We start from the raw sequence: 22544 nt of genomic DNA, 5'->3' as shown, positions 1-22544 counted from the left end.
GGCGCCCGGACCTCCGGAAAGGCTCCGCCTCACTCGTCCAGCGTCAGGCCCTTGCGCAGCTTGACCAGGGTGCGTGAAAGCAGTCTCGACACGTGCATCTGGGAGATGCCCAGCTCCTCGCCGATCTCCGACTGCGTCATGTTGGCGACGAACCGGAGCGAGAGGATCTGCCGGTCGCGGCCCGGCAGCGAGGCGATGAGCGGCTTCAGGGACTCGACGTACTCGATGCCTTCGAGTCCGTGGTCCTCATAGCCGATGCGGTCGGCCAGTGCGCCCTCGTGCTCGTCCTCCTCGGGCTTGGCGTCGAGCGAGCTCGCGGTGTACGCGTTGCTCGCGGCCATGCCCTCCACGACCTCGTCATGGGTGAGGCCGAGGCGGTCGGCGAGCTCGCCCACGGTGGGCGCCCGGTCGAGCCGCTGGGCGAGCTCGTCGCCCGCCTTGGCCAGGTCGAGCCGCAGTTCCTGAAGGCGGCGCGGGACGCGCACGGACCAGCTGGTGTCGCGGAAGAAACGCTTGATCTCGCCGACGATGGTCGGCATCGCGAAGGTCGGGAACTCGACGCCCCGGCTGAGCTCGAAGCGGTCGATCGCCTTGATCAGGCCGATCGTGCCGACCTGGACGATGTCCTCCATCGGCTCGCTGCGGGAGCGGAAGCGGGACGCGGCGAACTTGACCAGGGCCAGGTTCAGCTCGACGAGGGTGTTGCGTACATAGGAGTATTCCGGCGTGCCCTCTTCCAGGGTCTCCAGCCGGGCGAAGAGCGTCTTCGACAGGGCCCTGGCGTCCAGCGCCCCCACCTCGGAGTAGGGCGGGATCTCGGGAAGTCCTTCGAGTCCGTCGAGCGCTTCGGTAGGTGATTCGGTCAGTCCCTCAGGACATGCCGACGGCGCGTCCTGGGTACGCGGTACGTCGAGCCGGGGTGACATGGGGTCTCCTCCATCGTTCTCGGCATATGGCTGCCGATGCCCATATGTGTTCCTGCGGTGAAGCGGCGCCTCCGAAGCCGGTCGCGTTTTCTGGGGTCCCTCTACCCTTACCCGCTCGCCCTGACTCGGTACAACCGCCAATTGCCCGCCTATGTCCGCTTTGTTGAGGTCTTCGGCTACCACGTGGCGCAGGGAACGCGTACTGTTCCAAGAACATCAGTGACAGCTGTGCACGCATCCGCAGGTGCGGTGATGCGGACAGTGACGAGCGGTGAAGAGGGACGGGCATGGACCGCGGGACGGTCGGCAGTGCGAACCGGGGTCGGCTTCAGGTCGAGGTCCGGACCGAGGGGCGCAGCGAGGTGGTGACGCCCGTGGGTGAGCTCGATCACCACACGGCCGATCTGCTGCGCGAGCCGCTGGAGAGCGCGGTCGAGCAGGGGCGTGCGCGCCTGGTGGTCGACTGCTCGCGACTCGACTTCTGTGATTCCACCGGGCTGAACGTGCTGCTCGGTGCCCGCCTGAAGGCGGAGGCAGCCGGGGGAGGGGTTCATTTGGCCGCGATGCAGCCCGTGGTGGCGCGGGTCTTCGAGATCACGGGGGCCGAGGCGGTATTCACCGTCCACGCCTCTCTCGCCGAGGCCCTGGAGACCTGACCGGACCACGCGCGGCCGCCCCGGCCGCCTCGTCCGTCGCAAGGGTTACGCGATCCGCGAAGCGGTAAGGGGTGTCGTCGCGGTTCGGCCGGGCAGGAGATCTTCCGGCGAGCCCGGACGGCCCGGCCCTCCGTGCCTGTGCGGTTCCTGTATCAGTGTCGGTATCGGTATTCGTATCGATATCTCTGTCGGTATGTGCAGTCGTATCTGTTCAATGGTTCGTGTCGGTCCAAGGGCGACATGGTGAATCGGTGAGGTGAAGCGCTGATGAGCACCACCCGGCAGCATCCGCCGGGCGACCTCGGCCGCGAGCCGGAGGGCGCGGGCGTTTCCTCCGCCGAGCCCGTCCGGCCGGCCGAGGCCGCCGAGCGGCAGTGGCGCACGCTGTCGTTGCGGGAGGCCACCGGCATCGTGCCGACGGCCCGTGATTTCGCCCGCCAGGCGCTCCACGACTGGGGCTGGCTCCCCGCGTCCAGTGCCGACCGCCGCGCCGCCGCGGAGGACGTCCTGCTGGTCGTCTCCGAGCTGGTCACCAACGCGTGCCTGCACGCGGGCGGCCCCGACGAGCTCCGGATCGCCCGCAGCGCCAAGGCGCTCCGCGTGGAGGTCGCCGACGGCGGCGCGGGCCAGCCCGCGCCGCGCACTCCGCACCGGGCCGGGCGGCCCGGCGGCCACGGCATGTTCATCGTGCAGCGGCTCTGCCTGGACTGGGGGGTCGTACGGGTGCCGGGCGAGCCCGGCAAGACCGTGTGGGCGGAGCTGGCCGCTCCGGCGTGACCCCGTGATCCACCGGCATACGTGAAGGGGGCCGCCGCACCGGGATGGTGCGGCGGCCCCCTTCACGTACCGGACCGCAGGTCAGCGCACGTCGCCCATGTGCTGGGAGACCTTCTTGCGGTACATCCAGATGCCCACACCGGCGATGACGGCGAGGATCGCCTCGAACGCGACCGCGCCCGTGGTGTCCAGGTCGACCCCGATCGCCGGGGCCGTCAGCAGACCGGTCAGCGAGTCGCCCGCGGTGACCGCGAGGAACCACACGCCCATCATCTGCGCGCTGTACTTCGCCGGGGCCATCTTCGTGGTCACCGACAGGCCGACCGGCGAGAGGCACAGCTCCGCGACGGTCTGGATGAAGTAGATCGCGACCAGCCACATCGGGCTGACCCGGCCGCCGTTGGCGGCGGTGTCGATCAGCGGGATCAGGAAGACGACGAAGGAGATGCCGATCAGCACGAGGCTGGAGGCGAACTTGACGGCGGTGCTCGGCTCCTTGCCGCGCCTGTTCAGCCACAGCCAGCCCGAGGCGACCACGGGGGCGATCGCCATGATGAAGACCGGGTTCAGCGACTGGTACCAGGACGTCGGGAAGTCGAAGCCCAGCAGGTGGTTCGTGGTCGAGTTCTCACCGAAGATCGACAGGGTCGAGCCGTTCTGGTCGTAGATCATCCAGAAGACGGCGGCGACCACGAAGAACCAGATGTAGCCCGAGAGCTTGGACTGCTCGGTCGTCGTCAGCTCCTTGTCGCGCTTCATGCGCACCAGGACCGCGACCGGAATGACCAGACCGGCGATGCTCAGCGGCACCGTGGCCCAGTCGGCGAAGTTGCCGGTGACGGCCATCAGGCCGTACACGACGGCCGCGACGGCCAGCCAGATCAGGCCCTTGCGCAGGGCGGACCGCTTCTCCTGCCCGGTGGCGGGCGTCGACACGACGTCGCTCTGCGGGCTCAGGTGGCGGGTGCCGAGCATGAACTGGGCCAGGCCCAGGGCCATGCCGAGCGCCGCGAGCGCGAAGCCGAAGTGCCAGTTGACCTTTTCGCCGACCGTGCCGATGGACAGCGGGGCGAGGAAGGCGCCCACGTTGATGCCGATGTAGAAGAGCGTGAAGCCACCGTCGCGGCGCGGGTCCTCCGGGCCGTTGTAGAGGTGGCCGACCATCGTGGATATGTTCGCCTTCAGCAGCCCGGAACCGAGCGCCACGAGCACCAGGCCCGCGAAGAAGGTCACCGAGTTCGGCACGGCGAGCGTGATGTGGCCGAGGATGACGACGGAGCCGCCGATGGCGACCGTCTTGCGCGGGCCCCAGAAGCGGTCGGCCATCCAGCCGCCGGGCATGGCGAGCAGGTAGACCATCGCCATGTAGACCGAGTAGATCGCCGTCGCCGTGGTGGCGCTCATGTGCATGCCGCCGGGCGCGATCAGATACAGCGGGAGCAGTGCCTTCATGCCGTAGAAGCTGTATCGCTCCCACATCTCCGTCATGAAGAGCGTGGCCAGGCCCCGGGGGTGGCCGAAGAAGGTCTTCTCGCCACCGGCGGTGCTCGACGGGTCCTTCGTCAGGCTGGACGCCATGATCGATCCTTGTGTGCTCGGGACGCGGGCGCCGCGCGAAAGCGGGTACGCGCCCGGTGGGGGGAGGCCGGGCCGGCGGGTACCGGCCCCGCACACAAAAGAGACCCTTGGCGCTCAGAGCTGCCCAAAGGTCCTTGAGTAGTGCAATTGGCTTTGAGACACCATACGACACGACAGAGGCCGATTTGAAAGGACTTGAGACATGGATCACAGGTCCAGGGGTAGCCACACTCGCATATTCGAAGGTTTCCCCGGTAATGGTGCCCAGTCCCGCAGGGCTCTTGGATCGCCTCCCAGGCTGTCCGCCGCGCGGACTACCATCAGTGCATGACCCGTGTACTGCTCGCCGAGGACGACGCATCCATCTCGGAGCCGCTGGCCCGCGCCCTGCGGCGGGAGGGTTACGAGGTCGAGGTGCGGGAAGACGGACCGACCGCGCTCGACGCCGGACTCCAGGGCGGCATCGACCTGGTCGTGCTCGACCTGGGGCTGCCCGGCATGGACGGCCTCGAAGTCGCCCGCCGGCTGCGTGCCGAGGGTCACACCGTGCCGGTCCTGGTCCTGACCGCCCGCGCGGACGAGGTGGACACGGTCGTCGGGCTCGACGCGGGCGCCGACGACTACGTCACCAAGCCCTTCCGCCTCGCCGAGCTCCTCGCCCGGGTCCGGGCCCTGCTCCGGCGCGGCGCCACCGAGCCCGCCCCCCAGCCCGCCACGCACGGCGTCCGCATCGACGTCGAATCGCACCGGGCCTGGATGGGCGAGGAGGAACTACAGCTCACCGCGAAGGAGTTCGACCTCCTGCGGGTCCTCGTCCGGGACGCGGGCCGGGTCGTCACCCGCGACCAGCTGATGCGCGAGGTCTGGGACACCACCTGGTGGTCGTCCACCAAGACGCTCGACATGCACATCTCCTGGCTCCGCAAGAAGCTCGGCGACGACGCGGCCAACCCGCGCTACATCGCCACGGTCCGGGGCGTCGGCTTCCGCTTCGAGAAGAGCTAGGGCCTGTAGCGTCCCTGCCGTCCGACCCGAGCCGACCGACGTACAGAAGCAGGCATGCGCCGACGACTGATCAATTCGACCCTCGCCGTCGTGCTCGTGGTGATCGCCGTCTTCGGCGTCTCCCTCGTCATCGTCGAGACCCGCACCATCAGCAGCAGCGCCCAGGAGAGCGTCGACTCCGAGGCGCTGCGGCTGATCAGCGTCATCGAGAGCCGGCTCCTGGGCTCCGAGCGGATCAACCCCGCGGTGCTGGACGAGCAGATCGACGACAAGCGCTACGCCCTGGTCAAGCTGCCCGGACGCGCCCCCATCGAGGTCGGCGAGCGCCCCGGCGGCAGTGTCATCACCGCCACCGAGACGGGCGAGCACGGCGAGACGGTCACCGTCGAGGAGTCCCGCTCCGCCGTCACCCGCGAGGTCGGCCGCACCCTGATGATCATCGGCGCGGTGGCGCTGCTGGCCATCGTCTCCGCCGTCCTCCTCGCCGTACGCCAGGCCGACAAGCTGGCCTCGCCGCTCACCGACCTCGCGGAGACCGCCGAACGCCTGGGCTCCGGCGACCCCCGCCCGCGCCACAAGCGGTACGGGGTGCCCGAGCTGGACCGCGTCGCCGACGTCCTGGACTCCTCCGCCGAGCGGATCGCCCGGATGCTCACCGCCGAACGCCGGCTCGCCGCGGACGCCTCCCACCAGCTGCGTACACCGCTCACCGCCCTGTCCATGCGGATCGAGGAGATCTCGCTGACCGACGACCCGGAGACCGTGAAGGAGGAGGCGCACATCGCCCTCGCCCAGGTCGAACGGCTCACGGATGTGGTGGAGCGGCTGCTCACCAACGCCCGGGACCCCCGGACGGGCTCGGCGGTCGTCTTCGACCTGGACGAGGTCGTCAAGCAGCAGATCGAGGAGTGGCGCCCGGCCTACCGGGGCGAGGGGCGCGCCATCGTCTGCTCCGGCAAGCACGGGCTGAGCGCCGTCGGCACCCCGGGCGCGGTCGCCCAGGTCCTGGCCGCGCTGATCGAGAACTCGCTCATGCACGGCGGCGGTACGGTCGCGCTGCGCACAAGGGTCACCGGCAACCAGGCGGTCATCGAGGTCACGGACGAGGGCCCCGGCGTCCCGGCGGACCTGGGCGCCCGGATCTTCGAGCGGACCATCAGCGGCCGCAACTCCACGGGCATCGGCCTCGCGGTCGCCCGCGACCTCGCCGAGGCGGACGGCGGCCGTCTGGAACTCCTCCAGCAGCAGCCCCCGGTCTTCGCCCTCTTCCTGAGCCGCATGGCCCAGCACAGAACGGAACCGGAACGCCCGGTGCGGTAGCCCTACCGCCGCGCCGGATCCGCCTCGCGCACCGCCGGGGCGGGCACGGTCACCAGGGCCCCTTTGTCCGCCTCCACCTCGCGCGCGGCGGGCAGCGCCTTGAAGACCCATGTCCGGTACGACCAGAAGCGGAACAGCGTCGCGACACCGATCCCGACGATCTTGAAGACATTGCTCTGCACCGGGGTGTCCCAGCCGAACCCGTACGTCGCCACGTACAGCACACCGGTCTCGATCACCGCGCCCGCCGCACTGAACAGCAGGAACAGCGTCAGCTCACGGGTGCGGCCGCTCTTGTCGCGGTCGCGGTACGTCCAGTGGCGGAAGCCCACGTAATTGCAGAGGATCGCGACGAACGTGGCGAGCAGCCCGGCCCGCACGGTCGGGATCTCCGTGTAGCGCCACAGCAGGTTCGACACGACGATGTTGACCACCAGGCCGACCGCGCCGACCACGCCGAACTTGGCGACCTCCCGGGCCAGCAGCTCCAGCCGGGCCCGCAGTGCGCCTCGCTCGCTCATGTGATCGCTCAGTCCGTCCGTAGGTCCCGCTCCATGTTCCGTCAACCCGGCCATGCTAACCAGGACACCCGCCGTACGCCTGTGCGTACGGGAACGCGTGCGGCCGGCCCCGCCCCCGCCCACGGGCGTGGCCCGGCGGTGCGGATACCCTGGGAGCGTGACGTTCCCGGTAGTCGGCATGGTCGGTGGCGGTCAGCTCGCCCGTATGACCCACGAGGCGGGCATCCCCCTCGGCATCAAGTTCAAGCTCCTCAGCGACACCGCTCAGGACTCCGCGGCCCAGGTGGCGGGCGAGGTCGTCGTAGGCGACTACCGCGACCTGGAGACGCTGCGGGCCTTCGCGCGCGGCTGTGACGTGATCACCTTCGATCACGAGCACGTGCCCACCGAGCATCTGCGGGCCCTGGAGGCGGACGGCATCCCCGTGCGCCCCGGCCCCGACGCCCTGGTGCACGCCCAGGACAAGGGGGTGATGCGCGCGAAGCTCACCGAGATCGGCGCGCCCTGCCCCCGCCACCGCATCGTGGAGGACCCGGCCGACGCCGCGGCCTTCGCCGCGGAGGGCGGTGGCTTCCCGGTCATCCTCAAGACCGTGCGCGGCGGCTACGACGGCAAGGGCGTCTGGGTGGTCCGCTCCGAGGCGGACGCGGCCGAGCCGTTCCGGGCCGGTGTCCCGGTGCTCGCCGAGGAGAAGGTCGACTTCGTACGGGAGCTGGCGGCCGACATCGTCCGCTCGCCGCACGGCCAGGCCGTGGCCTACCCGGTCGTCGAGTCCGTCCAGGTCGACGGCGTCTGCGACACGGTCATCGCCCCGGCCCCCGAGCTGGACGAGGCGCTGGCGGGCGAGGCCCAGCAGCTCGCCCTGCGCATCGCCGCCGAGCTGGGCGTGGTCGGCCACCTCGCGGTGGAGCTGTTCGAGACCCGCGGACCCGACGGGAAGCCCGGCATCCTGGTCAACGAGCTGGCCATGCGTCCGCACAACTCCGGTCACTGGACCATGGACGGCGCGATCACCTCGCAGTTCGCCAACCACGTTCGCGCGGTCCTCGACCTCCCGCTCGGCGACCCGCGCCCCCGCGCCCCCTGGACGGTCATGTGCAACGTCCTCGGCGGCGACTACCCCGACATGTACCAGGGCTACCTGCACTGCATGGCGCGCGACCCGCAACTCAAGATCCACATGTACGGCAAGGACGTGAAACCCGGCCGCAAGGTCGGCCACGTCAACACCTACGGCGACGATCTGGCGGACGTGCGCGAGCGCGCCCGGCACGCGGCCGACTATCTGCGAGGAACGATCACCGAATGACTCCCCCCGCCTCCGCCGCCCCGGTCGTCGGTATCGTCATGGGCTCGGACTCCGACTGGCCTGTCATGGAAGCGGCGGCCAAGGCCCTGGACGAGTTCGGCATCCCGTACGAGGTCGACGTCGTCTCCGCCCACCGCATGCCCCGCGAGATGATCGCGTACGGCGAGAACGCGGCGGGCCGCGGCCTCAAGGCGATCATCGCGGGCGCGGGCGGCGCCGCCCACCTGCCCGGCATGCTCGCCTCGGTCACCCCGCTGCCGGTCATCGGCGTGCCGGTCCCGCTGAAGTACCTGGACGGCATGGACAGCCTGATGTCCATCGTCCAGATGCCCGCCGGCATCCCCGTCGCCACGGTCTCCATCGCCGGTGCGCGCAACGCCGGCCTGCTGGCCGTCCGCGTCCTGGCGGCGGCCGACCCCGAGCTCCGGGGCCGGATGACGGAGTTCCTGGGCGACCTCAACGACCAGGCCACCGAGAAGGGCAAGCGGCTGCGCCAGAAGGCGGCGGGCGCGGAGTCCTTCGGCTTCTGAAAGCAGGCACCATGACGGACCGACTGGAACTGGCCCGGGAACTCCTCGCCGAGCACCCGGTGGTCGACGGCCACAACGACCTGCCGTGGGCGCTGCGCGAGCAGGTCGGTTACGACCTGGCCGTACGCGACATCGCCACCGACCAGTCGGCCCACCTGCACACCGACATCCCCCGGCTGCGCGCCGGGGGCGTCGGCGCCCAGTTCTGGTCCGTCTACGTGCGCTCCGACCTCGCGGGCGACGCCGCCGTCAGCGCCACCCTGGAACAGATCGACGCCGTCGCCGAGCTGCTGGAGCGCTACCCGGCCGCCCTCCGGCGCGCCCTGACCGCCGACGACATGGAGGCCGCCCGCGCCGAGGGCCGGATCGCATCGCTGATGGGCGCCGAGGGCGGCCACTCCATCGACAACTCGCTGGGCACCCTGCGCGGACTGCACGCGCTGGGCGTCCGCTACATGACGCTCACCCACAACGACAACATCGCCTGGGCGGACTCCGCTACCGACGAACCGGGGGTCGGCGGCCTCTCGCCGTTCGGCCACGAGGTCGTACGCGAGATGAACCGCACCGGCATGCTGGTCGACCTCTCGCACGTCGCCGCGACGACCATGCGGGACGCGCTCGCCACCTCCGTCGCGCCGGTGATGTTCTCGCACTCCTCGTCGCGCGCCGTCTGCGACCACCCGCGCAACATCCCCGACGACGTCCTCGCGCAGCTCCCGGCCAACGGCGGTATCGCCATGGCCACCTTCGTACCGAAGTTCGTCCTGCCGGCGGCCGTCGCCTGGACGCGGGCCGCCGACGAGAACCTGCGCGCGCACGGGCTGCACCACCTGGACACCACCGAGCGCGCGATGAAGCTGCACGCCGCGTTCGAGGCGGCGAACCCGCGCCCGGTCGCGACCGTGGCCACCATCGCCGACCACCTGGACCACATGCGCGAGGTCGCGGGCGTCGACCACATCGGCATCGGCGGCGACTACGACGGCACCGCGTTCCTCCCCGAGGGCCTGGAGAGCGTCGCCGGCTACCCGAACCTGATCGCGGAGCTGCTGCGCCGCGGCTGGTCCGCCGCCGACCTGGCCAAGCTCACCTGGCAGAACGCCGTACGGGTGCTGCGCGCCGCCGAGGACGTGGCGCGGGACCTGCGCACCCGGCGCGGCCCGTCGCACGCCACGATCGAACAGCTGGACGCCCCGGCGGCCTGAGCCACCGGGGCGCCCGCCCGGTCAGCAGGCGCAGAGACAGAACGGGTGCCCCGCCGGGTCCGCGTAGACCCGGAAGGTGCGCTCCCGGTCGTCCGCCTCCAGCACCGTCGCGCCCAGCGCCAGCACCTCCCGCTCCGCCGCGTCCAGATCGGCCACGGTCAGGTCCAGGTGGAACTGCTGCGAGGCGTCGGCGCTCGGCCACTTCGGCGGTACGAAGCCGGGCGCGGCCTGGAAGGCGAGCGGGGCGCCCGCGCTTCCGGTCAGCTCCACCCAGTCCTCCCGCTGCTCGACCGTGCCGCCGATCAGCGCCGCGTAGAAGTTCGCCAGGGCGACGGGGTCGGGGCAGTCCAGGACGACGGCACCCACTGCGGCCAGAGCCATGTTGCTTCCTCCTCGGGACGTACGGACGGGCAGTCAGCGGTATACCCCGTCCCGGGGGAAGTCAGGCCGTCGGGCGGCCCATCGCGCGGAAGGTCCAGCCGGCCCCGCGCCACGCGACGGGGTCGAGCGCGTTGCGCCCGTCGAGGATGATCCGGTGGCCGGCGACCGCGCCCAGCGCCTCCGCGTCCAGGTCGCGGAATTCGCGCCACTCCGTCAGATGCAGCACGACGTCCGCGCCGCGCACCGCGTCGAGCGCGCTCTCCGCGTAACCGAGGGTGGGGAAGAGGCGGCGGGCGTTCGCCATGCCCTTCGGGTCGAAGACGGTGACCTGACCGCCCTGGAGGTGGATCTGGCCGGCCACGTTGAGCGCGGGCGAGTCGCGTACGTCGTCCGAGTCCGGCTTGAAGGTGGCGCCCAGCACGGCGACCCGCTTGCCGAGGAAGGAGCCGCCGCCCACGGCCTCCCGGGCCAGCTCCACCATGTGGCCCCGGCGGCGCATGTTGATCGAGTCGACCTCGCGCAGGAACGTCAGCGCCTGGTCGGCGCCCAGCTCACCGGCGCGGGCCATGAAGGCGCGGATGTCCTTGGGCAGGCAGCCGCCGCCGAAGCCGATGCCGGCCCGCAGGAACTTCTTGCCGATGCGCTCGTCGTGGCCGATCGCCTCGGCGAGCTTCGCGACGTCCCCGTCGGCGGCCTCGCAGACCTCGGCCATGGCGTTGATGAACGAGATCTTGGTGGCCAGGAAGGAGTTCGCGGCGGTCTTCACCAGTTCGGCGGTCGGGTAGTCCGTCACGACGAACGGGGAGCCCTCCGCGACCGGGACGGCGTACACCTCGCGCAGCAGCTTTTCGGCCCGCTCGCTCGTCACGCCGACGACGATCCGGTCCGGGTGCAGGGTGTCGTCCACCGCGAAGCCCTCGCGCAGGAACTCCGGATTCCAGGCCAGCTCCGCGTCGGCGCCCGCGGGGGCCAGCTCCGCGAGGCGGGCGGCGAGGCGGGCGGCCGAGCCGACGGGCACGGTGGACTTGCCGACGACCAGGGCGGGGCGGGTCAGCAGCGGTGCCAGCGAGTCGAAGGCGCTCTCGACGTACGACATGTCACAGGCGTACTCGCCGTGCTTCTGCGGGGTGTTGGTGCAGACGAAGTGCACATCGCCGAACTCCGCGACCTCCTCCCAGGAGGTGGTGAACCGCAGCCGTCCCGTGGCGCCCTCGATGCCCGCGACATGCCGCTGGAGCATCTCCTCCAGGCCCGGCTCGTACATCGGGACCTTGCCGGCCGACAGCATCTCGATCTTCTCGGGCACGACGTCGAGTCCCAGGACCTCGAAGCCCAGCTCCGCCATGGCCGCGGCGTGCGTGGCGCCGAGATAGCCGGTGCCGATCACGGTGATCCTGAGGGCCATGAAGTGCTCCTGGGAGATGCGGACGGACATGCGGTGAACGAGCATAGTCCCGCCTTTCGGACCGTCCCTTTCCGGCTGTCGCGCAGCTCACGGCCCGAGCGCGTATGCCGGGGGCGGGTCGAACGCATAAAATTGAGTTACTTAACGGTAGTTAGCACCCTGGGGAGTGAGCGTCTTGGCGGGTTCGACCGATTTCGACCTGTACCGTCCGGCTGAGGAGCACGAGATGCTCCGCGAGACGGTGCGTGCCCTCGCCGAGGCGAAGATCGCCCCGTTCGCGGCGGCGGTCGACGAGGAGGCCCGTTTCCCGCAGGAGGCGCTGGACGCCCTCACCGCCGCGGATCTGCACGCCGTCCACGTACCGGAGGAGTACGGCGGCGCCGGCGCCGACGCGCTCGCCACGGTCATCGTGATCGAGGAGGTGGCCCGCGCCTGCGTCTCCTCCTCCCTGATCCCGGCCGTGAACAAGCTCGGCTCGCTCCCGGTCGTCCTGTCCGGCTCCGAGGCCCTGAAGAAGAAGTACCTGGGCCCGCTGGCCAAGGGCGACGGCATGTTCTCGTACTGCCTCTCCGAGCCGGACGCGGGCTCCGACGCCGCCGGCATGAAGACCCGCGCCGTCCGCGACGGCGACTTCTGGGTCCTCAACGGCGTGAAGCGCTGGATCACCAACGCGGGCGTCTCCGAGTACTACACGGTCATGGCCGTCACGGACCCGGAGAAGCGCTCCAAGGGCATCTCGGCCTTCGTCGTGGAGAAGTCCGACGAGGGCGTCTCCTTCGGAGCCCCCGAGAAGAAGCTCGGCATCAAGGGCTCCCCGACCCGCGAGGTCTACTTCGACAACGTCCGCATCCCCGCCGACCGCATGATCGGCGAGGAGGGTACGGGCTTCGCCACCGCGATGAAGACCCTGGACCACACCCGCATCACCATCGCGGCCCAGGCCCTCGGCGTCGCCCAGGGCGCGCTGGACTACGCCAAGGGTTACGTCCAGGAGCGCAAGCAGTTCGGCAAGCCGATCGCGGACTTCCAGGGCGTCCAGTTCATGCTCGCCGACATGGCCATGAAGCTGGAGGCCGCCCGCCAGCTGACGTACTCGGCCGCCGCCAAGTCCGAGCGCGTCGACGCCGACCTCACGTTCTTCGGCGCCGCCGCCAAGTGCTTCGCCTCCGACGTCGCCATGGAGGTCACCACGGATGCGGTCCAGCTCCTCGGCGGCTACGGCTACACGCGGGACTACCCGGTGGAGCGGATGATGCGTGACGCCAAGATCACCCAGATCTACGAGGGCACGAACCAGGTCCAGCGCATCGTCATGGCGCGGAACCTGCCGTAACAAGGCCCCGGTGCAGCCCCCGGCCGTGATGCCGGGGGCTGTCGCATGCGTGCGTCGGTCAACTCCGGGTAAAGCCCATTGCTAGGCTGCGGGCGTTGGCCAGTGCATCACAGTGGGGGAGCGGGCCGATGGACGCGACGGATGTCTTCGAGCCGCTTCAGGCGACCGACCCGGCCGAGGTGGCCGGCTACCGGCTCGCCGCCCGGCTCGGCGCGGGCGGCATGGGCCGGGTCTACCTCTCGCACACCGAGGGCGGCCGGGCCGTGGCGATCAAGGTCGTACGCCCCGAGCTGGCGGACGACCCGGACTTCAGGGGGCGGTTCGGCCGGGAGATCCGGGCGGCCCGGCGGGTGCGCGGGGCGTACACGGCCGAGCTGATCGACGCCGACGCGGAGGCCACGCCGCCCTGGCTGGCCACGCTGTACGTGCCCGGCCCCTCCCTCACCCAGGCCGTGGCGCGGCAGGGCCCGCTGCCGGTGTCCGCCCTGCTGTGGCTGATGGCGGGCATGGCCGAGGCGCTTCAGGCCATCCACGCCGAGGGCATCGTGCACCGCGACCTCAAGCCGGCCAACGTGCTGCTGGCGTCCGACGGGCCGCGCGTGATCGACTTCGGCATCGCGCTGGCCGCCGACGCGACCTCGTACACCACGACGGGGCACCCGATCGGCACCCCCGCGTACATGGCCCCCGAGCAGGCGTCCGGGGAAGGGGCGACGGCGGCGAGCGACGTCTTCGCCCTGGCCCAGACGGCGGCGTTCGCGGCGCTGGGCAAGCCGCTCTACGGGGACGGCCCGGGCGTCTACGTGCTGTACCGGATCATCCACTCCGAACCCGACCTGACCCTGCTCCCCGAACCCCTGCGCCCCCTCTTCGCCCGCTGCCTGGCCGCCGACCCCGCCGACCGGCCCAGCCCGGCCGACATCGTGGAGTGGTGCCGGCAGCGGCTGGGCGCGGACGAGGCACCCGCCGTGTGGCAGGAGATCGGCGGACCGGAGGCCGCCGTTCCGGCCCCGGTGCCCGAGCCCACCCCGGTGCGGCCGGACCCATGGGCCGGGCCGCCGCCCCGCCCGCTGGACCCGGCCGAGCGCGGGGCCCGCAGGCGGCGCGCCGCGCTGTTCACGACCGTCGGCCTCGCGGCCGCGCTGCTGATCCTCGGCCTGGCCTGGCGGGCGCTGGGGCCCATGGGCGGGGGCGAGCACCGGGCCGGGGCGTCGACGACGCCGTCTGCCGGTTCTGCCGGTTCTGCCGGTTCTGCCGGGGCGAGGAAGACCACGCCGGAGCCGACGGGCTCTCCGGCGACGGGCAAGGCCGCCGGCACGCCGACCGCACCGAGCCCGTCCCCCTCTCCCCGGGAGCCGCGGCCCGAGCCGTACGCCCAGGTCACGCTGGACGCGAAGCACTCGGTGAACCTCGCGGACCCGCGTAAGCAGCCGGACGGCCGCACGGGCGACATCCGCTTCAGCTGCAAGTCGACCGGTTGCGAACTGAAGAGCGACACGAGCGTCTTCATGCCCATGTACGACACCCCGGGCACCACGCTCGACGAATGCCGCCTGTTCCTCCCGCACAGCAAGATCCACAGCCTTCCGCTGGCCGGCGCGGCGAACGGGAGCGAGTTCTGCGTCATGAACGACTCGGGGGACATCGCCCTGTTCGTCATCGCGACGAAGTCGACCGCGATACCCGAACTCGCCTTCCTCCTGGGAGACATGACCGTCTGGCGCGGGGCGGCCTAGCGTCCACGCCTCACCCCTTGCGCCGCACCATCTCCCCGATCCACACCGGCGCGTACGGCGATGTGCACCCCTTGGGCGTCGGGTAGTCCTTGAGCACACCCAGCCGCTCGCCGATGTCCAGCGCGCGGGCGCGGTGTCCGGGGTGCTCGATGCCGATCTGGGCGAGGCAGGTGTTCATCGCCCACTGGAGGCGGTCGGGGGCGTCCCTCAGCTCCGCCTCGATGACGTCGAGCAGCCCGTCCAGGTCGAGCCCGTCGGGCCGCTTCACGACCCGGTCGGAGGTCAGCGCCCACCCCGCGCTCGCGACGACCGGATCGGGATCCTCCGTCCAGGCGAGGCGCAGCTCCTCCGCGTGCGGGCTCTTCTTCACCACGTAACCCACGAGCCAGTCGTGCACCTTCGGCGCCCGCGCCTCGCGTAGCATCCGGTCCAGCTCGTCCCGCGTGTACTCCTTCGGCCGGCACACCAGCAACGCGACGAGCCGCGCGGCGGTGTCATCCGTCTCCCACAGCTCGACGGCCAGCCCCTGCCGCTTCCCCAGCCGCTTGGCGAGCGCGCGCAGCTTGGTGAGGTTCACCCCGTGGTCGTCCCCGTGCCGCGCGTTGACGGCGCGTGCCTTGGGGTCGTCCAGCGCGGCGAGCTCGGCCATGACGCCGGCGGCGGTTGCTTCCGTCATGAGGCGCGGAAGACCTCCTCGGCGGAGGAGGCCGTCGCGGCGCGCTGGAGCCATTCGCGCAGGAGCTGCGGGTCGGTGCAGGTGGCGATCTTCTCGCGGTCCGCGTCGGTGAGGGCGACGCCACGTACACCGAGAACGAGCAGCAGACCTTCCGCCCGGCCTTCAGCACGGCCTTCCGCCCGGCCCTCGTCCCGGATCTCCTCCGACATGAAGGACTTGTAGAAAGAGGTGTCCACGGCCACCAGGTTCCTCCACTGTTGTGCGGCCGGACGACTGCCCAGGCCCTGTGCGGTGAGTTCGACGATGGGGTCGGTGATGTTCTCGGGCGCGTCCCGCAGTGCTGCGGACAGCGTTTTCAGTATGGCACCGACGTCGGGATTGTCGGCATGTGTGATGGCCGCGAGGGTGGCGAGTGCGAGGTCCTTGCGGGCCTCCGCGACGTTAGTCCGGCGGTTCAGGGTGTCCGGCAGTCGCGGCACTGGCCCGGTTCCGGGGCGCGGAAGGCTCGGTTGCAGTCGTCGCAGTTCTGGAGGGGGATGACGGTGGGCGGGGCGGAGGGGGCCGGGAGCGGGGGTGGCAGGAGGGTTGTGATCCGGTGGCGGAGGAGGCGGGCCGGGTGGGTGAGTGGGGCCGGGAGGTCCGTGGTGAGGGCTCGGCGGATGGCGTCGGGGTGGGCGTCGCGTTCGAGCCAGGCGGCGACCCCGGGCGCGAGGGTGGCGATGTCCGCCTCGGAGAGCGTCAGCACGGGTGCGTGGCGGCGGAGGTCCGCGAGGAGCAGGGCGGCGGTCCGGTGGAGGGCGGGGGTGCGGGGCTGGGGGAGCGGCGTGGGCGCGGGGCTGGGGGAGCGGCGTGGGCGCGGGCGCCGCGCCGGACTCCGGCTCGGTGCGCGGCTCACGAGGCAGGGGCGTCGGGGCGGCTGCGCGCGGGCGGTCGTACGTCGCGGTGGACGGCGGTGCCACGGCGCGCGGGGCCTCGTGCGGCGCCGGTGCGATCGTCGCGTACGGCCGGTTGTGCGACTCCGTACGCGTGCGTACGCGGCCGTTCCGCAGGCGTACGCGGATGCGGCGCAGGTAGCCCGCCGCCTCCAGCTCGCGCAGCGCGGCCGCGATCCGCATCTCGCTCTCCGGGAAGCGCGCGGCGAGCACCTTGACGCCGATTTTCGCGCCCTCGGGCAGCGACTGGATGTGGACGGCGAGCCCGATCGCGAGGAGGGACAGTTCGCCGTGCTGTGCGAGGTGGTTGCCGATGACCGTGAAGCCGGACGTGTGGCGGGAGTTGACGTGGATGACACCGGAGGTCGGTGTGACGTCGTGAGGAGACCCGGGGGAACCGGGCGGGGTGCACGGGGGCGCGATAGCCTGCTGGGCAGTCATCGGGAAGGTCTCTTCTTCCTCGGTGGTCAGGCCCTGGCCGGGGTTCACAGTCCCGGTCGGGGCCAACTCATTTCTGGGGGTTGTTGCCGCGAGCATATGCCCGACAACCGGCCCCAAATCCAGCTCAGTTGCCATTTGTCACCCGCGCGAGTGATCAGCGTTCGTACCGGGTTCGGTTGGGTTGGGTTGGGTTCTTTCCCAGGGTTCTTTCAAAGCAATTGACGTCGTGGCGCACCGGGTCGCGGGTCTCCGCGACCCGGTGGACCGCGTCACGGTACGAGGTCGAGTGGCGGTCACGGGCAGGCGGTCGCCCTTCGTGCCCGTGGCCTCGATCCGAAGCAGCTCGGAGTCCTGGAGTTGCGCTATGGGATGATCCGGGCGCAGGCCCTCTCTCCACGGGAGTCACTGGCCTTCATTGCGCAATTGCTGGGAGAGACATGATCGACAAGCCCTCTGACGGGGAAGCGGCGTGGTTCCGGAGCAGCTACAGCAGCAGTGGTGACGGAAACGACCGCGTCGAGGTCGCGGCGGAGCGGGACGCGGCCCTCGTCCGGGATTCCAAGGACGTCCACCGTCCCCACCTCGCCCACCCCCCGCGCGCCTGGGCCGCCTTCGTCACCCACGTGGTCCAGGCCGCATGACGCACCCCCATCTGCCCACCACCGAATCCGCCGTCACGGCCGTACGGGAGGTGGCCCGGGCGCACAACCTGGAGGTCACCGTCACCGACGACATCGGGGCCGACCAGACATCGCGGCGGGAGTCCGCGGGGGTGTTCGCCGTGGTCGACGCGGACGGGTCCTTGCCGCACGAGGCGTTCATCGAGCTGGGCGGCGTCCCGGCCGTCACCGTGCAGGTGTTTCCGGAGGACGACGCGCGGATCACCGTCGACGGGGTGGTCTTCGAGGACGTGCCCAGGGACTCCGTGCCCGCGTTCCTGCGGTCCGTGTACGGCGGCATGGCGTATGTGAAGGGCCGGTTCTTCCCGCCGGGGCAGTGGCTCGTCGTGCCGCTGCCCGGGGACGAGACGTACAAGGAACTCGTGCCGCGCGCCATCCTCAGCCCCTGGATGTCCCGTAACTTCCGCGGTGCCTGAGGACATCGGGCGGCTCGTCCGGCTCTTCGACGCGCTCGGCGCCGAGGACCCCGAGGGGTGGGCCGAGTCCGAGGCCGAGGAGGGGCTGCCGCAGCTGGCCCGGTTCCGGTTCCTGCGCCTGGTGTGGCAGGACATCGACGCCTGGAGCGTCACCGCGTCCGAGTGGGTCGCCGCCTACCGCCGGGCAGGCGCGGCCGGTGGCGCCGTCGAGCGCGCCGTACGTCTCGGGCTCACCCCCGAAGAGCTGGGCGAGATCGCCCGCGAGGTCGCCAGGGAGACCGCGTTCGCCCTGCTCCAGGGGCTGGACGACCCGGAACGGGGCGACGAGCCGGACGAGGTGGCGGGGCGGCTGCCCGGCTGGACCCTCACCGAGCTGTCCGCGTGCGACGAGCCCACCGGCCGCGCCCTCGGCGCCCTGCACGAGGACCTGAACGAGACGGAACCGCAGACCCCGACCAGCCGCCGTGCCTGAACGACACCGAACCGCAGACCCCGACCAGCCGTACCGGAGGCGACACCACATGACCGCGTTCGACGTGATGGAGCGGCGGATATGGGGCGGGCAGGCCGGCGCCTACGCCCGCACCGCCGCCCGGCTCTGCGTCCGCACCGTGCCCGCCCTGCTGGACGCCGCCGGCGTCGCGGCCGGGACCCGCCTGCTCGACGTGGGGTGCGGCAGCGGCAACGTGTCGGCCGCCGCCCTCGCGCGTGGCGCCGCCGTCCGGGCCGTGGATGCCGAGCCCGGCATGGTCGAGGCGACCCGGCGGGCGGCGCCCGGGGCCGAGGTCCGCTCCGGGGTGCTGCCCCAGCTGCCGTACGCCGACGGGGAGTTCGACGCGGTCGTCGCCAACTTCGTGGTCAACCACGTCGGCCGCCCCCTGGAGGCGCTGGTCGAGATGCGCCGGGTCGCCCGCCCCGGAGGCACGATCGCGGTCACCGTCTGGCAACTTCCGGGCGCCCCGGGCCAGGCGCTGGTGGGCCGGGCCGCCCAGGCCGCCGGGCTCACCCGCCCCGACTGGATGGCCACGGTGGACGAGGACCACAACTTCGGCCGCACCCCGGACGGCCTCGCCGCCCTGCTCACCGCCGCCGGGCTCGGAGACGTACGGAGCACCACCCACACCTGGGACCACCGCGCCGCCCCCGACGACTGGTGGGCGGGCCCCGCCGCCGGCATCGGCTCGATCGGCGGAGTGCTCACCAGCGCCGGGCCGGAGGGCGTGGCGGCGGCCAGGCGTGAATACGACACCCTCTGCCGCGAATTCCTCGCGGACGACGGCCTGCTGACCCTGCCGCACGCGGCGGTGCTGGCCGCCGGGACGGCGTAGGAGCCCGGGCGGCGGGGCCCCGCGCCCCGCCCCTCAGTTCTCCGTGACCGTGACCTTCTCGTCGTTCTTCAGCTGCTCGACCAGCTTCTTCACCTTCGCCTTGTCCCAGGCGAGGTTGGAGCCCACGTTGCCCGCGATCGGGATGTTCATCGACGTGCCGTCGCCGCCCGTGACGCCCTTCATGGCGAAGAACATCTTGCCGAGCGACCAGAGCGACATGTCCTTGTCCACGATCAGCGTGTCCAAACCCGCGCCCATCGTCGGGTACAGCTTGAACGGGTTGGCGACCGTGGAGAAGGTCGCCGTCTGGCTCGCCAGGGCCGCGAGGAACTTCTGCTGGTTCTTCGTACGGTCCAGGTCCGAGGTGAAGGCGTGGCGGGTGCGGACGAAGGCCAGAGCCTGCTGGCCGTTCAGGGTCTGCTTGCCGGCCTCGAAGTCGGCGCCCGACCACTTGTCCTTGAACGCCTTCGGGATGTCCAGCTCGACCCCGCCGATCGCGTCCACGACCTTGGCGAAGCCGCCGAAGCCGATCTCGACGTAGTGGTCGATGTGCAGACCGGTGTTGAACTCGACCGTACGCACCAGCAGTTCCGGACCGTCCGTGGCGTACGCGGCGTTCAGCTTCGTCGTCCTGCCGGTGCCCGGGTACTTCTTGCCCGACTCGGAGCCGATGAACGACGGGATCTCGACGTTGGAGTCACGCGGCAGCGAGACCAGCGTCGGGCCGTTGTCGCCGGTGTGCAGGATCATCATCGAGTCGGTCCGCTTGCCCTCGGCCGAGCCCGTGTGGAGCCGCTTCTTGTCCTCGGATGTCATGCCCTCGCGGCTGTCCGAGCCGACGATCAGATAGTTCGTGCCCTTGCCCGCCTCCGGCCGCTCGATGACCTTCGACAGGTCGACGGCGCGGTTCAGCTTGGAGTCGGCCCAGAAATACGTGCCCACGGAGACGGCGAGCAGCGCGACGACCAGCACCAGCGCGCCGATCCGGATGCGCCGGCCCCAGTTCGGCGCGGGCCGGGGACGGCCCTGGGCGGGGCCCCGGTCGCCGCCGCCGTGACCCGCGCCACGTCCGCCGCCGCCGTACACCTGGCCGGTGTTGTAACCGCTGTCGTACTGCGGGCTGCCGTCGTCGTAGCCCGAGGGCTGCTGCGGCACCGGGCGCTGCCTCGGCGGCGCGGGGCGCTGCTGCGGCGGGGCCGGGCGGCGCTGGACGTGCGGCATCGAGCGGGCGCTCTCGGGCCGCTCGCTCGCGCTGCCCTGCCCGTAGCGGTTACCGCTGCGGTGGTCGTCGGTCCAGCCGTCGGGCCAATCGTTCATACGGACCAGTGTGCAGGCCGGGGTCGTCCCTCTTACAGGGCGGGAGGAGAATCGCACCAGGGCTGTTGCGAAGCTGATGCATTGCGACGGCGTTCCGGCCCCCGCATAAGGTGGACGGCATGACAGATCAGGCTCCGCGCCCGGAGAGCGACATTCCGGCCAAGCCCACCGCGGCCTCCCGGACCACCCTCAGCCACATCATGACCGGCAGCGACACCAACCTGCTCGGTACGGTGCACGGCGGTGTGATCATGAAGCTGGTGGACGACGCGGCGGGCGCCGTGGCCGGCCGGCACTCCGGCGGCCCCGCCGTCACGGCCTCGATGGACGAGATGGTCTTCCTGGAGCCGGTCCGCGTCGGCGACCTCGTGCACGTACGCGCCCAGGTCAACTGGACCGGCCGGTCCTCCATGGAGGTCGGCGTCCGGGTCATGGCCGAGCGCTGGAACGAGTCGACGCCCGCGACCCAGGTCGGCAGCGCGTATCTGGTGTTCGCCGCGGTCGACGCGGACGGCCGGCCCCGCCCCGTACCGCAGGTGATCCCGGAGACCGAGCGCGACAAGCGGCGCTACCAGGAGGCCCAGATCCGCCGCACACACCGGCTGGCGCGCCGCCGCGCGATCCGGGAGCTCCGCGAGAAGCGGATGGCCGACGGCATCGAGGACTGAGACCCCCCCTACGGGCACACCACCTCGTCCCCCTTCACCGCCCCGAACCTCCCCGGGTCCGGCTCCTCCGCATGGACCCGCTCGACCGCCCGGTAGTCCTCGCCCGCCGTCACCCGCATCGTCGCCCCCTGCCCCGGCACCGCCCGCAGCTCCGCGCCCGGCAGCGCCGCCGCCAGGGACTTCGCGGACCGGTCCCAGCGCGGGTCGTACGTGACCAGGGTGCGCTTCAGATCGTGCTGCGGTGCGGTGAGCGGGGCCCGGGTCGTGTCGAAGCCGGTGGCGTGCAGCGCGGCGTCGACCTTGGAGCCCAGGCCGTCCTTCGCGGTGCCGTTGTAGACCTGGACGCGGATCTGCTTCGGCGGGACGTCCACCTTCTTCGCGGGGGCCTTCTCGGCGGGCCGGGCGGTGGTCAGGGGTTTGTCCTCGCGCAACGCGGTGAACAGCTGCTTCGACTTCACCGGGTCCCACTTCACCGTGGAACCGATGCCCTTCACCTGGTACGCCACATCGCCCATCGGCACCGAGGCGAATTCGGAGGACGCGGGGGAGAAGCCCCGCATCGCCTGGCCGAGGGAGAGCATCTGCTCCGTGCCGAAGCCCCGGTCGGCCCGTACGGACTTCAGCATCGTCGAGGCGACCTCGCGGAACTTCACCGGATTCAGCAGCACCCCGCTGCTCGTCGCCCGCTTGATCAGCGAGGCCATGAACTTCTGCTGGCGCTGCATCCGGCCCAGATCGGCGTCCCCGCCGATGTGCCGGGACCGTACGTACTGGAGCGCCTGCCCGCCGTCCAGCGTATGGGTGCCCGGCGCGAGGTCCAGGCCGGTGTAGGAGTCCTTCAGCGGGCGGGCCGTGCAGATCTTCACACCGCCGAGGGTGTCGACCGTGGTCATGAAGCTGGTGAAGTCGACCTCCAGATAGTGGTCGATCTTGACACCGGTCATGTGCTCCACGGTGCTCACGGTGAGACCGGGCCCGCCCTCCGCGTACGCCGCGTTCAGCTTCACCGGGTGCGCCGCGTGCTCCTCGCCGGTCGTACGGTCCCGATGGGCCGGGATCTCCGCGTAACTGTCGCGCGGCAGGCTGACGACGCTGACGCGCTCCTCGTCGGCCGACAGATGCACCAGCATGATCGTGTCCGTGCAGTGGCAGGGCTCACCGCCCAGCCGGTACTTCCGCTTCTCCTCCTTGCTGATCTTCTCGCGGCCGTCGGTGCCGACCAGCAGCAGATTCATGCCGCGCCCGCCCGCAGGCCGGTTCTTCATGTCCTTGAACGGGTCGATGCGGTCGATCCCGTTCTCCAGATTCGTCACGACCGCGTGCCCGATGCCGCCCGCCCCGAGCACCAGGACCGAGAGCCCGGTCGCCACCCGTGTGCCCCAGCGCGGCCGCTCGTCCCGC

Annotated in this window: 23 protein-coding genes and 2 pseudogenes; 15 read left to right on the top strand and 10 right to left on the bottom strand. The window is 71.2% G+C overall.

Annotated elements, in window-relative coordinates; translation table 11 throughout:
- Positions 1-29: 29 nt before the first annotated feature.
- Complete coding sequence (locus OG338_RS10485) at positions 30-926, bottom strand: RNA polymerase sigma factor SigF (protein WP_405937053.1); 897 nt, start codon at positions 924-926, stop codon at positions 30-32.
- Positions 927-1213: 287 nt separating this feature from the next.
- On the opposite strand from OG338_RS10485, the gene OG338_RS10480 reads away from it, so the two are divergent.
- Together OG338_RS10480 and OG338_RS10475 are read left to right on the top strand one after the other, a co-directional pair.
- A complete protein-coding gene (locus tag OG338_RS10480) occupies positions 1214-1582 on the top strand; it encodes an STAS domain-containing protein (RefSeq protein ID WP_018104036.1) in 369 nt (122 codons plus the stop codon).
- 267 nt (positions 1583-1849) lie between these two features.
- Positions 1850-2359, top strand: coding sequence for an ATP-binding protein (locus OG338_RS10475; protein ID WP_073864827.1), 510 nt, complete (start codon positions 1850-1852; stop codon positions 2357-2359).
- An 81-nt stretch (positions 2360-2440) separates the two neighbouring features.
- On the opposite strand, the gene OG338_RS10470 is transcribed toward OG338_RS10475, so the two are convergent.
- Positions 2441-3937: a peptide MFS transporter gene (locus OG338_RS10470; RefSeq protein WP_405937052.1), complete on the bottom strand. Its 1497-nt coding sequence runs from the start codon at positions 3935-3937 to the stop codon at positions 2441-2443.
- 327 nt (positions 3938-4264) lie between these two features.
- Between OG338_RS10470 and OG338_RS10465 the strand changes: the two genes are divergently transcribed.
- Both OG338_RS10465 and OG338_RS10460 read left to right on the top strand, forming a co-directional pair.
- A complete protein-coding gene (locus tag OG338_RS10465) occupies positions 4265-4942 on the top strand; it encodes a response regulator transcription factor (RefSeq protein ID WP_018104033.1) in 678 nt (225 codons plus the stop codon).
- Positions 4943-4996: 54 nt separating this feature from the next.
- Positions 4997-6262 carry an ATP-binding protein gene (locus tag OG338_RS10460; RefSeq protein ID WP_405937051.1) on the top strand — a complete coding sequence of 422 codons (1266 nt, stop codon included), beginning with the start codon at positions 4997-4999 and terminating at the stop codon, positions 6260-6262.
- Between the two features lie 2 nt (positions 6263-6264).
- Here the strand turns inward: OG338_RS10460 and OG338_RS10455 are convergent, their stop codons facing one another.
- A complete protein-coding gene (locus tag OG338_RS10455; RefSeq protein WP_405937050.1) occupies positions 6265-6783 on the bottom strand; it encodes a GtrA family protein in 519 nt (172 codons plus the stop codon).
- Between the two features lie 157 nt (positions 6784-6940).
- On the opposite strand from OG338_RS10455, the gene OG338_RS10450 reads away from it, so the two are divergent.
- From OG338_RS10450 to OG338_RS10440, 3 genes are read left to right on the top strand one after another with little or no spacing between them, the layout of a single operon-like run.
- The gene (locus tag OG338_RS10450; protein ID WP_405937049.1) at positions 6941-8092 is read left to right on the top strand and encodes a 5-(carboxyamino)imidazole ribonucleotide synthase; all 1152 of its coding nucleotides are present in this window, start codon (positions 6941-6943) and stop codon (positions 8090-8092) included.
- Positions 8089-8622 (top strand): 5-(carboxyamino)imidazole ribonucleotide mutase, encoded by a 534-nt coding sequence (gene purE / locus OG338_RS10445; RefSeq protein WP_405937048.1) that lies wholly within the window; start codon positions 8089-8091, stop codon positions 8620-8622. Before OG338_RS10450 ends, purE begins: the two co-directional genes overlap by 4 nt.
- An 11-nt stretch (positions 8623-8633) precedes the next feature.
- Positions 8634-9830: a dipeptidase gene (locus OG338_RS10440; protein WP_405937047.1), complete on the top strand. Its 1197-nt coding sequence runs from the start codon at positions 8634-8636 to the stop codon at positions 9828-9830.
- A gap of 21 nt (positions 9831-9851) precedes the next feature.
- Here OG338_RS10440 and OG338_RS10435 read toward each other — a convergent pair whose 3' ends face one another.
- Entirely contained in the window at positions 9852-10211 is a 360-nt protein-coding gene (locus OG338_RS10435) for a VOC family protein (protein ID WP_405937046.1), read from the bottom strand.
- Positions 10212-10272: 61 nt separating this feature from the next.
- Positions 10273-11616 (bottom strand): UDP-glucose dehydrogenase family protein, encoded by a 1344-nt coding sequence (locus tag OG338_RS10430; RefSeq protein WP_405940379.1) that lies wholly within the window; start codon positions 11614-11616, stop codon positions 10273-10275.
- A gap of 175 nt (positions 11617-11791) precedes the next feature.
- Here OG338_RS10430 and OG338_RS10425 point away from each other — a divergent pair, with 175 nt between their 5' ends.
- Positions 11792-12949 (top strand): acyl-CoA dehydrogenase family protein, encoded by a 1158-nt coding sequence (locus tag OG338_RS10425; RefSeq protein ID WP_018524719.1) that lies wholly within the window; start codon positions 11792-11794, stop codon positions 12947-12949.
- 128 nt (positions 12950-13077) lie between these two features.
- Complete coding sequence (locus OG338_RS10420; protein WP_405937045.1) at positions 13078-14685, top strand: protein kinase domain-containing protein; 1608 nt, start codon at positions 13078-13080, stop codon at positions 14683-14685.
- 10 nt (positions 14686-14695) lie between these two features.
- Here OG338_RS10420 and OG338_RS10415 read toward each other — a convergent pair whose 3' ends face one another.
- From OG338_RS10415 to OG338_RS10405, 3 genes and pseudogenes are all read right to left on the bottom strand, one after another.
- Positions 14696-15361, bottom strand: coding sequence for a DNA alkylation repair protein (locus OG338_RS10415; RefSeq protein ID WP_405937044.1), 666 nt, complete (start codon positions 15359-15361; stop codon positions 14696-14698).
- Positions 15358-15840 (bottom strand): hypothetical protein, encoded by a 483-nt coding sequence (locus OG338_RS10410; protein WP_405937043.1) that lies wholly within the window; start codon positions 15838-15840, stop codon positions 15358-15360. Before OG338_RS10410 ends, OG338_RS10415 begins: the two co-directional genes overlap by 4 nt.
- Positions 15816-16734: pseudogene (locus OG338_RS10405) on the bottom strand (helix-turn-helix domain-containing protein). Before OG338_RS10405 ends, OG338_RS10410 begins: the two are co-directional and overlap by 25 nt.
- Positions 16735-17064: 330 nt before the next feature.
- Here OG338_RS10405 and OG338_RS10400 point away from each other — a divergent pair.
- From OG338_RS10400 to OG338_RS10380, 5 genes and pseudogenes are all read left to right on the top strand, one after another.
- Positions 17065-17175 (top strand): annotated as a pseudogene (locus tag OG338_RS10400) (transcriptional regulator); the annotation flags it as partial.
- Positions 17172-17375: a DUF397 domain-containing protein gene (locus OG338_RS10395; RefSeq protein ID WP_405937042.1), complete on the top strand. Its 204-nt coding sequence runs from the start codon at positions 17172-17174 to the stop codon at positions 17373-17375. The pseudogene OG338_RS10400 and the gene OG338_RS10395, both read left to right, overlap by 4 nt.
- The gene (locus OG338_RS10390) at positions 17372-17830 is read left to right on the top strand and encodes a hypothetical protein (protein ID WP_405937041.1); all 459 of its coding nucleotides are present in this window, start codon (positions 17372-17374) and stop codon (positions 17828-17830) included. Before OG338_RS10395 ends, OG338_RS10390 begins: the two co-directional genes overlap by 4 nt.
- Complete coding sequence (locus OG338_RS10385) at positions 17823-18302, top strand: hypothetical protein (protein ID WP_405937040.1); 480 nt, start codon at positions 17823-17825, stop codon at positions 18300-18302. Before OG338_RS10390 ends, OG338_RS10385 begins: the two co-directional genes overlap by 8 nt.
- Before the next feature lie 49 nt (positions 18303-18351).
- Positions 18352-19158 carry a class I SAM-dependent methyltransferase gene (locus tag OG338_RS10380; protein ID WP_405937039.1) on the top strand — a complete coding sequence of 269 codons (807 nt, stop codon included), beginning with the start codon at positions 18352-18354 and terminating at the stop codon, positions 19156-19158.
- A gap of 33 nt (positions 19159-19191) precedes the next feature.
- Here OG338_RS10380 and OG338_RS10375 read toward each other — a convergent pair whose 3' ends face one another.
- A complete protein-coding gene (locus OG338_RS10375; RefSeq protein WP_405937038.1) occupies positions 19192-20475 on the bottom strand; it encodes an LCP family protein in 1284 nt (427 codons plus the stop codon).
- A gap of 119 nt (positions 20476-20594) precedes the next feature.
- Between OG338_RS10375 and OG338_RS10370 the strand changes: the two genes are divergently transcribed.
- Positions 20595-21143: an acyl-CoA thioesterase gene (locus OG338_RS10370; protein WP_405937037.1), complete on the top strand. Its 549-nt coding sequence runs from the start codon at positions 20595-20597 to the stop codon at positions 21141-21143.
- 8 nt (positions 21144-21151) lie between these two features.
- Here OG338_RS10370 and OG338_RS10365 read toward each other — a convergent pair whose 3' ends face one another.
- On the bottom strand, positions 21152-22513 hold the full coding sequence (locus tag OG338_RS10365) for an LCP family protein (protein WP_405937036.1): 1362 nt from the start codon (positions 22511-22513) through the stop codon (positions 21152-21154).
- Between the last annotated feature and the right edge of the window lie 31 nt (positions 22514-22544).

Source organism: Streptomyces sp. NBC_00726, from assembly GCF_045161735.1.
Lineage (GTDB): Bacteria > Actinomycetota > Actinomycetes > Streptomycetales > Streptomycetaceae > Streptomyces.
The sequence above is the reverse complement of the archived record's forward strand: the minus strand, read 5'-3'. Positions and strand labels throughout refer to the sequence as shown.

Excerpts from the sequence above, each read along its gene's own strand:
- OG338_RS10485 (WP_405937053.1), bottom strand. The coding sequence starts at position 926 with ATGTCACCCCGGCTCGACGTACCGCGTACCCAGGACGCGCCGTCGGCA.
- OG338_RS10480 (WP_018104036.1), top strand. The coding sequence starts at position 1,214 with ATGGACCGCGGGACGGTCGGCAGTGCGAACCGGGGTCGGCTTCAGGTC.
- OG338_RS10475 (WP_073864827.1), top strand. The coding sequence starts at position 1,850 with ATGAGCACCACCCGGCAGCATCCGCCGGGCGACCTCGGCCGCGAGCCG.
- OG338_RS10470 (WP_405937052.1), bottom strand. The coding sequence starts at position 3,937 with ATGGCGTCCAGCCTGACGAAGGACCCGTCGAGCACCGCCGGTGGCGAG.
- OG338_RS10465 (WP_018104033.1), top strand. The coding sequence starts at position 4,265 with ATGACCCGTGTACTGCTCGCCGAGGACGACGCATCCATCTCGGAGCCG.
- OG338_RS10460 (WP_405937051.1), top strand. The coding sequence starts at position 4,997 with ATGCGCCGACGACTGATCAATTCGACCCTCGCCGTCGTGCTCGTGGTG.
- OG338_RS10455 (WP_405937050.1), bottom strand. The coding sequence starts at position 6,783 with ATGAGCGAGCGAGGCGCACTGCGGGCCCGGCTGGAGCTGCTGGCCCGG.
- purE (WP_405937048.1), top strand. The coding sequence starts at position 8,089 with ATGACTCCCCCCGCCTCCGCCGCCCCGGTCGTCGGTATCGTCATGGGC.
- OG338_RS10440 (WP_405937047.1), top strand. The coding sequence starts at position 8,634 with ATGACGGACCGACTGGAACTGGCCCGGGAACTCCTCGCCGAGCACCCG.
- OG338_RS10435 (WP_405937046.1), bottom strand. The coding sequence starts at position 10,211 with ATGGCTCTGGCCGCAGTGGGTGCCGTCGTCCTGGACTGCCCCGACCCC.
- OG338_RS10430 (WP_405940379.1), bottom strand. The coding sequence starts at position 11,616 with ATGGCCCTCAGGATCACCGTGATCGGCACCGGCTATCTCGGCGCCACG.
- OG338_RS10420 (WP_405937045.1), top strand. The coding sequence starts at position 13,078 with ATGGACGCGACGGATGTCTTCGAGCCGCTTCAGGCGACCGACCCGGCC.
- OG338_RS10415 (WP_405937044.1), bottom strand. The coding sequence starts at position 15,361 with ATGACGGAAGCAACCGCCGCCGGCGTCATGGCCGAGCTCGCCGCGCTG.
- OG338_RS10395 (WP_405937042.1), top strand. The coding sequence starts at position 17,172 with ATGATCGACAAGCCCTCTGACGGGGAAGCGGCGTGGTTCCGGAGCAGC.
- OG338_RS10390 (WP_405937041.1), top strand. The coding sequence starts at position 17,372 with ATGACGCACCCCCATCTGCCCACCACCGAATCCGCCGTCACGGCCGTA.
- OG338_RS10380 (WP_405937039.1), top strand. The coding sequence starts at position 18,352 with ATGACCGCGTTCGACGTGATGGAGCGGCGGATATGGGGCGGGCAGGCC.
- OG338_RS10375 (WP_405937038.1), bottom strand. The coding sequence starts at position 20,475 with ATGAACGATTGGCCCGACGGCTGGACCGACGACCACCGCAGCGGTAAC.
- OG338_RS10370 (WP_405937037.1), top strand. The coding sequence starts at position 20,595 with ATGACAGATCAGGCTCCGCGCCCGGAGAGCGACATTCCGGCCAAGCCC.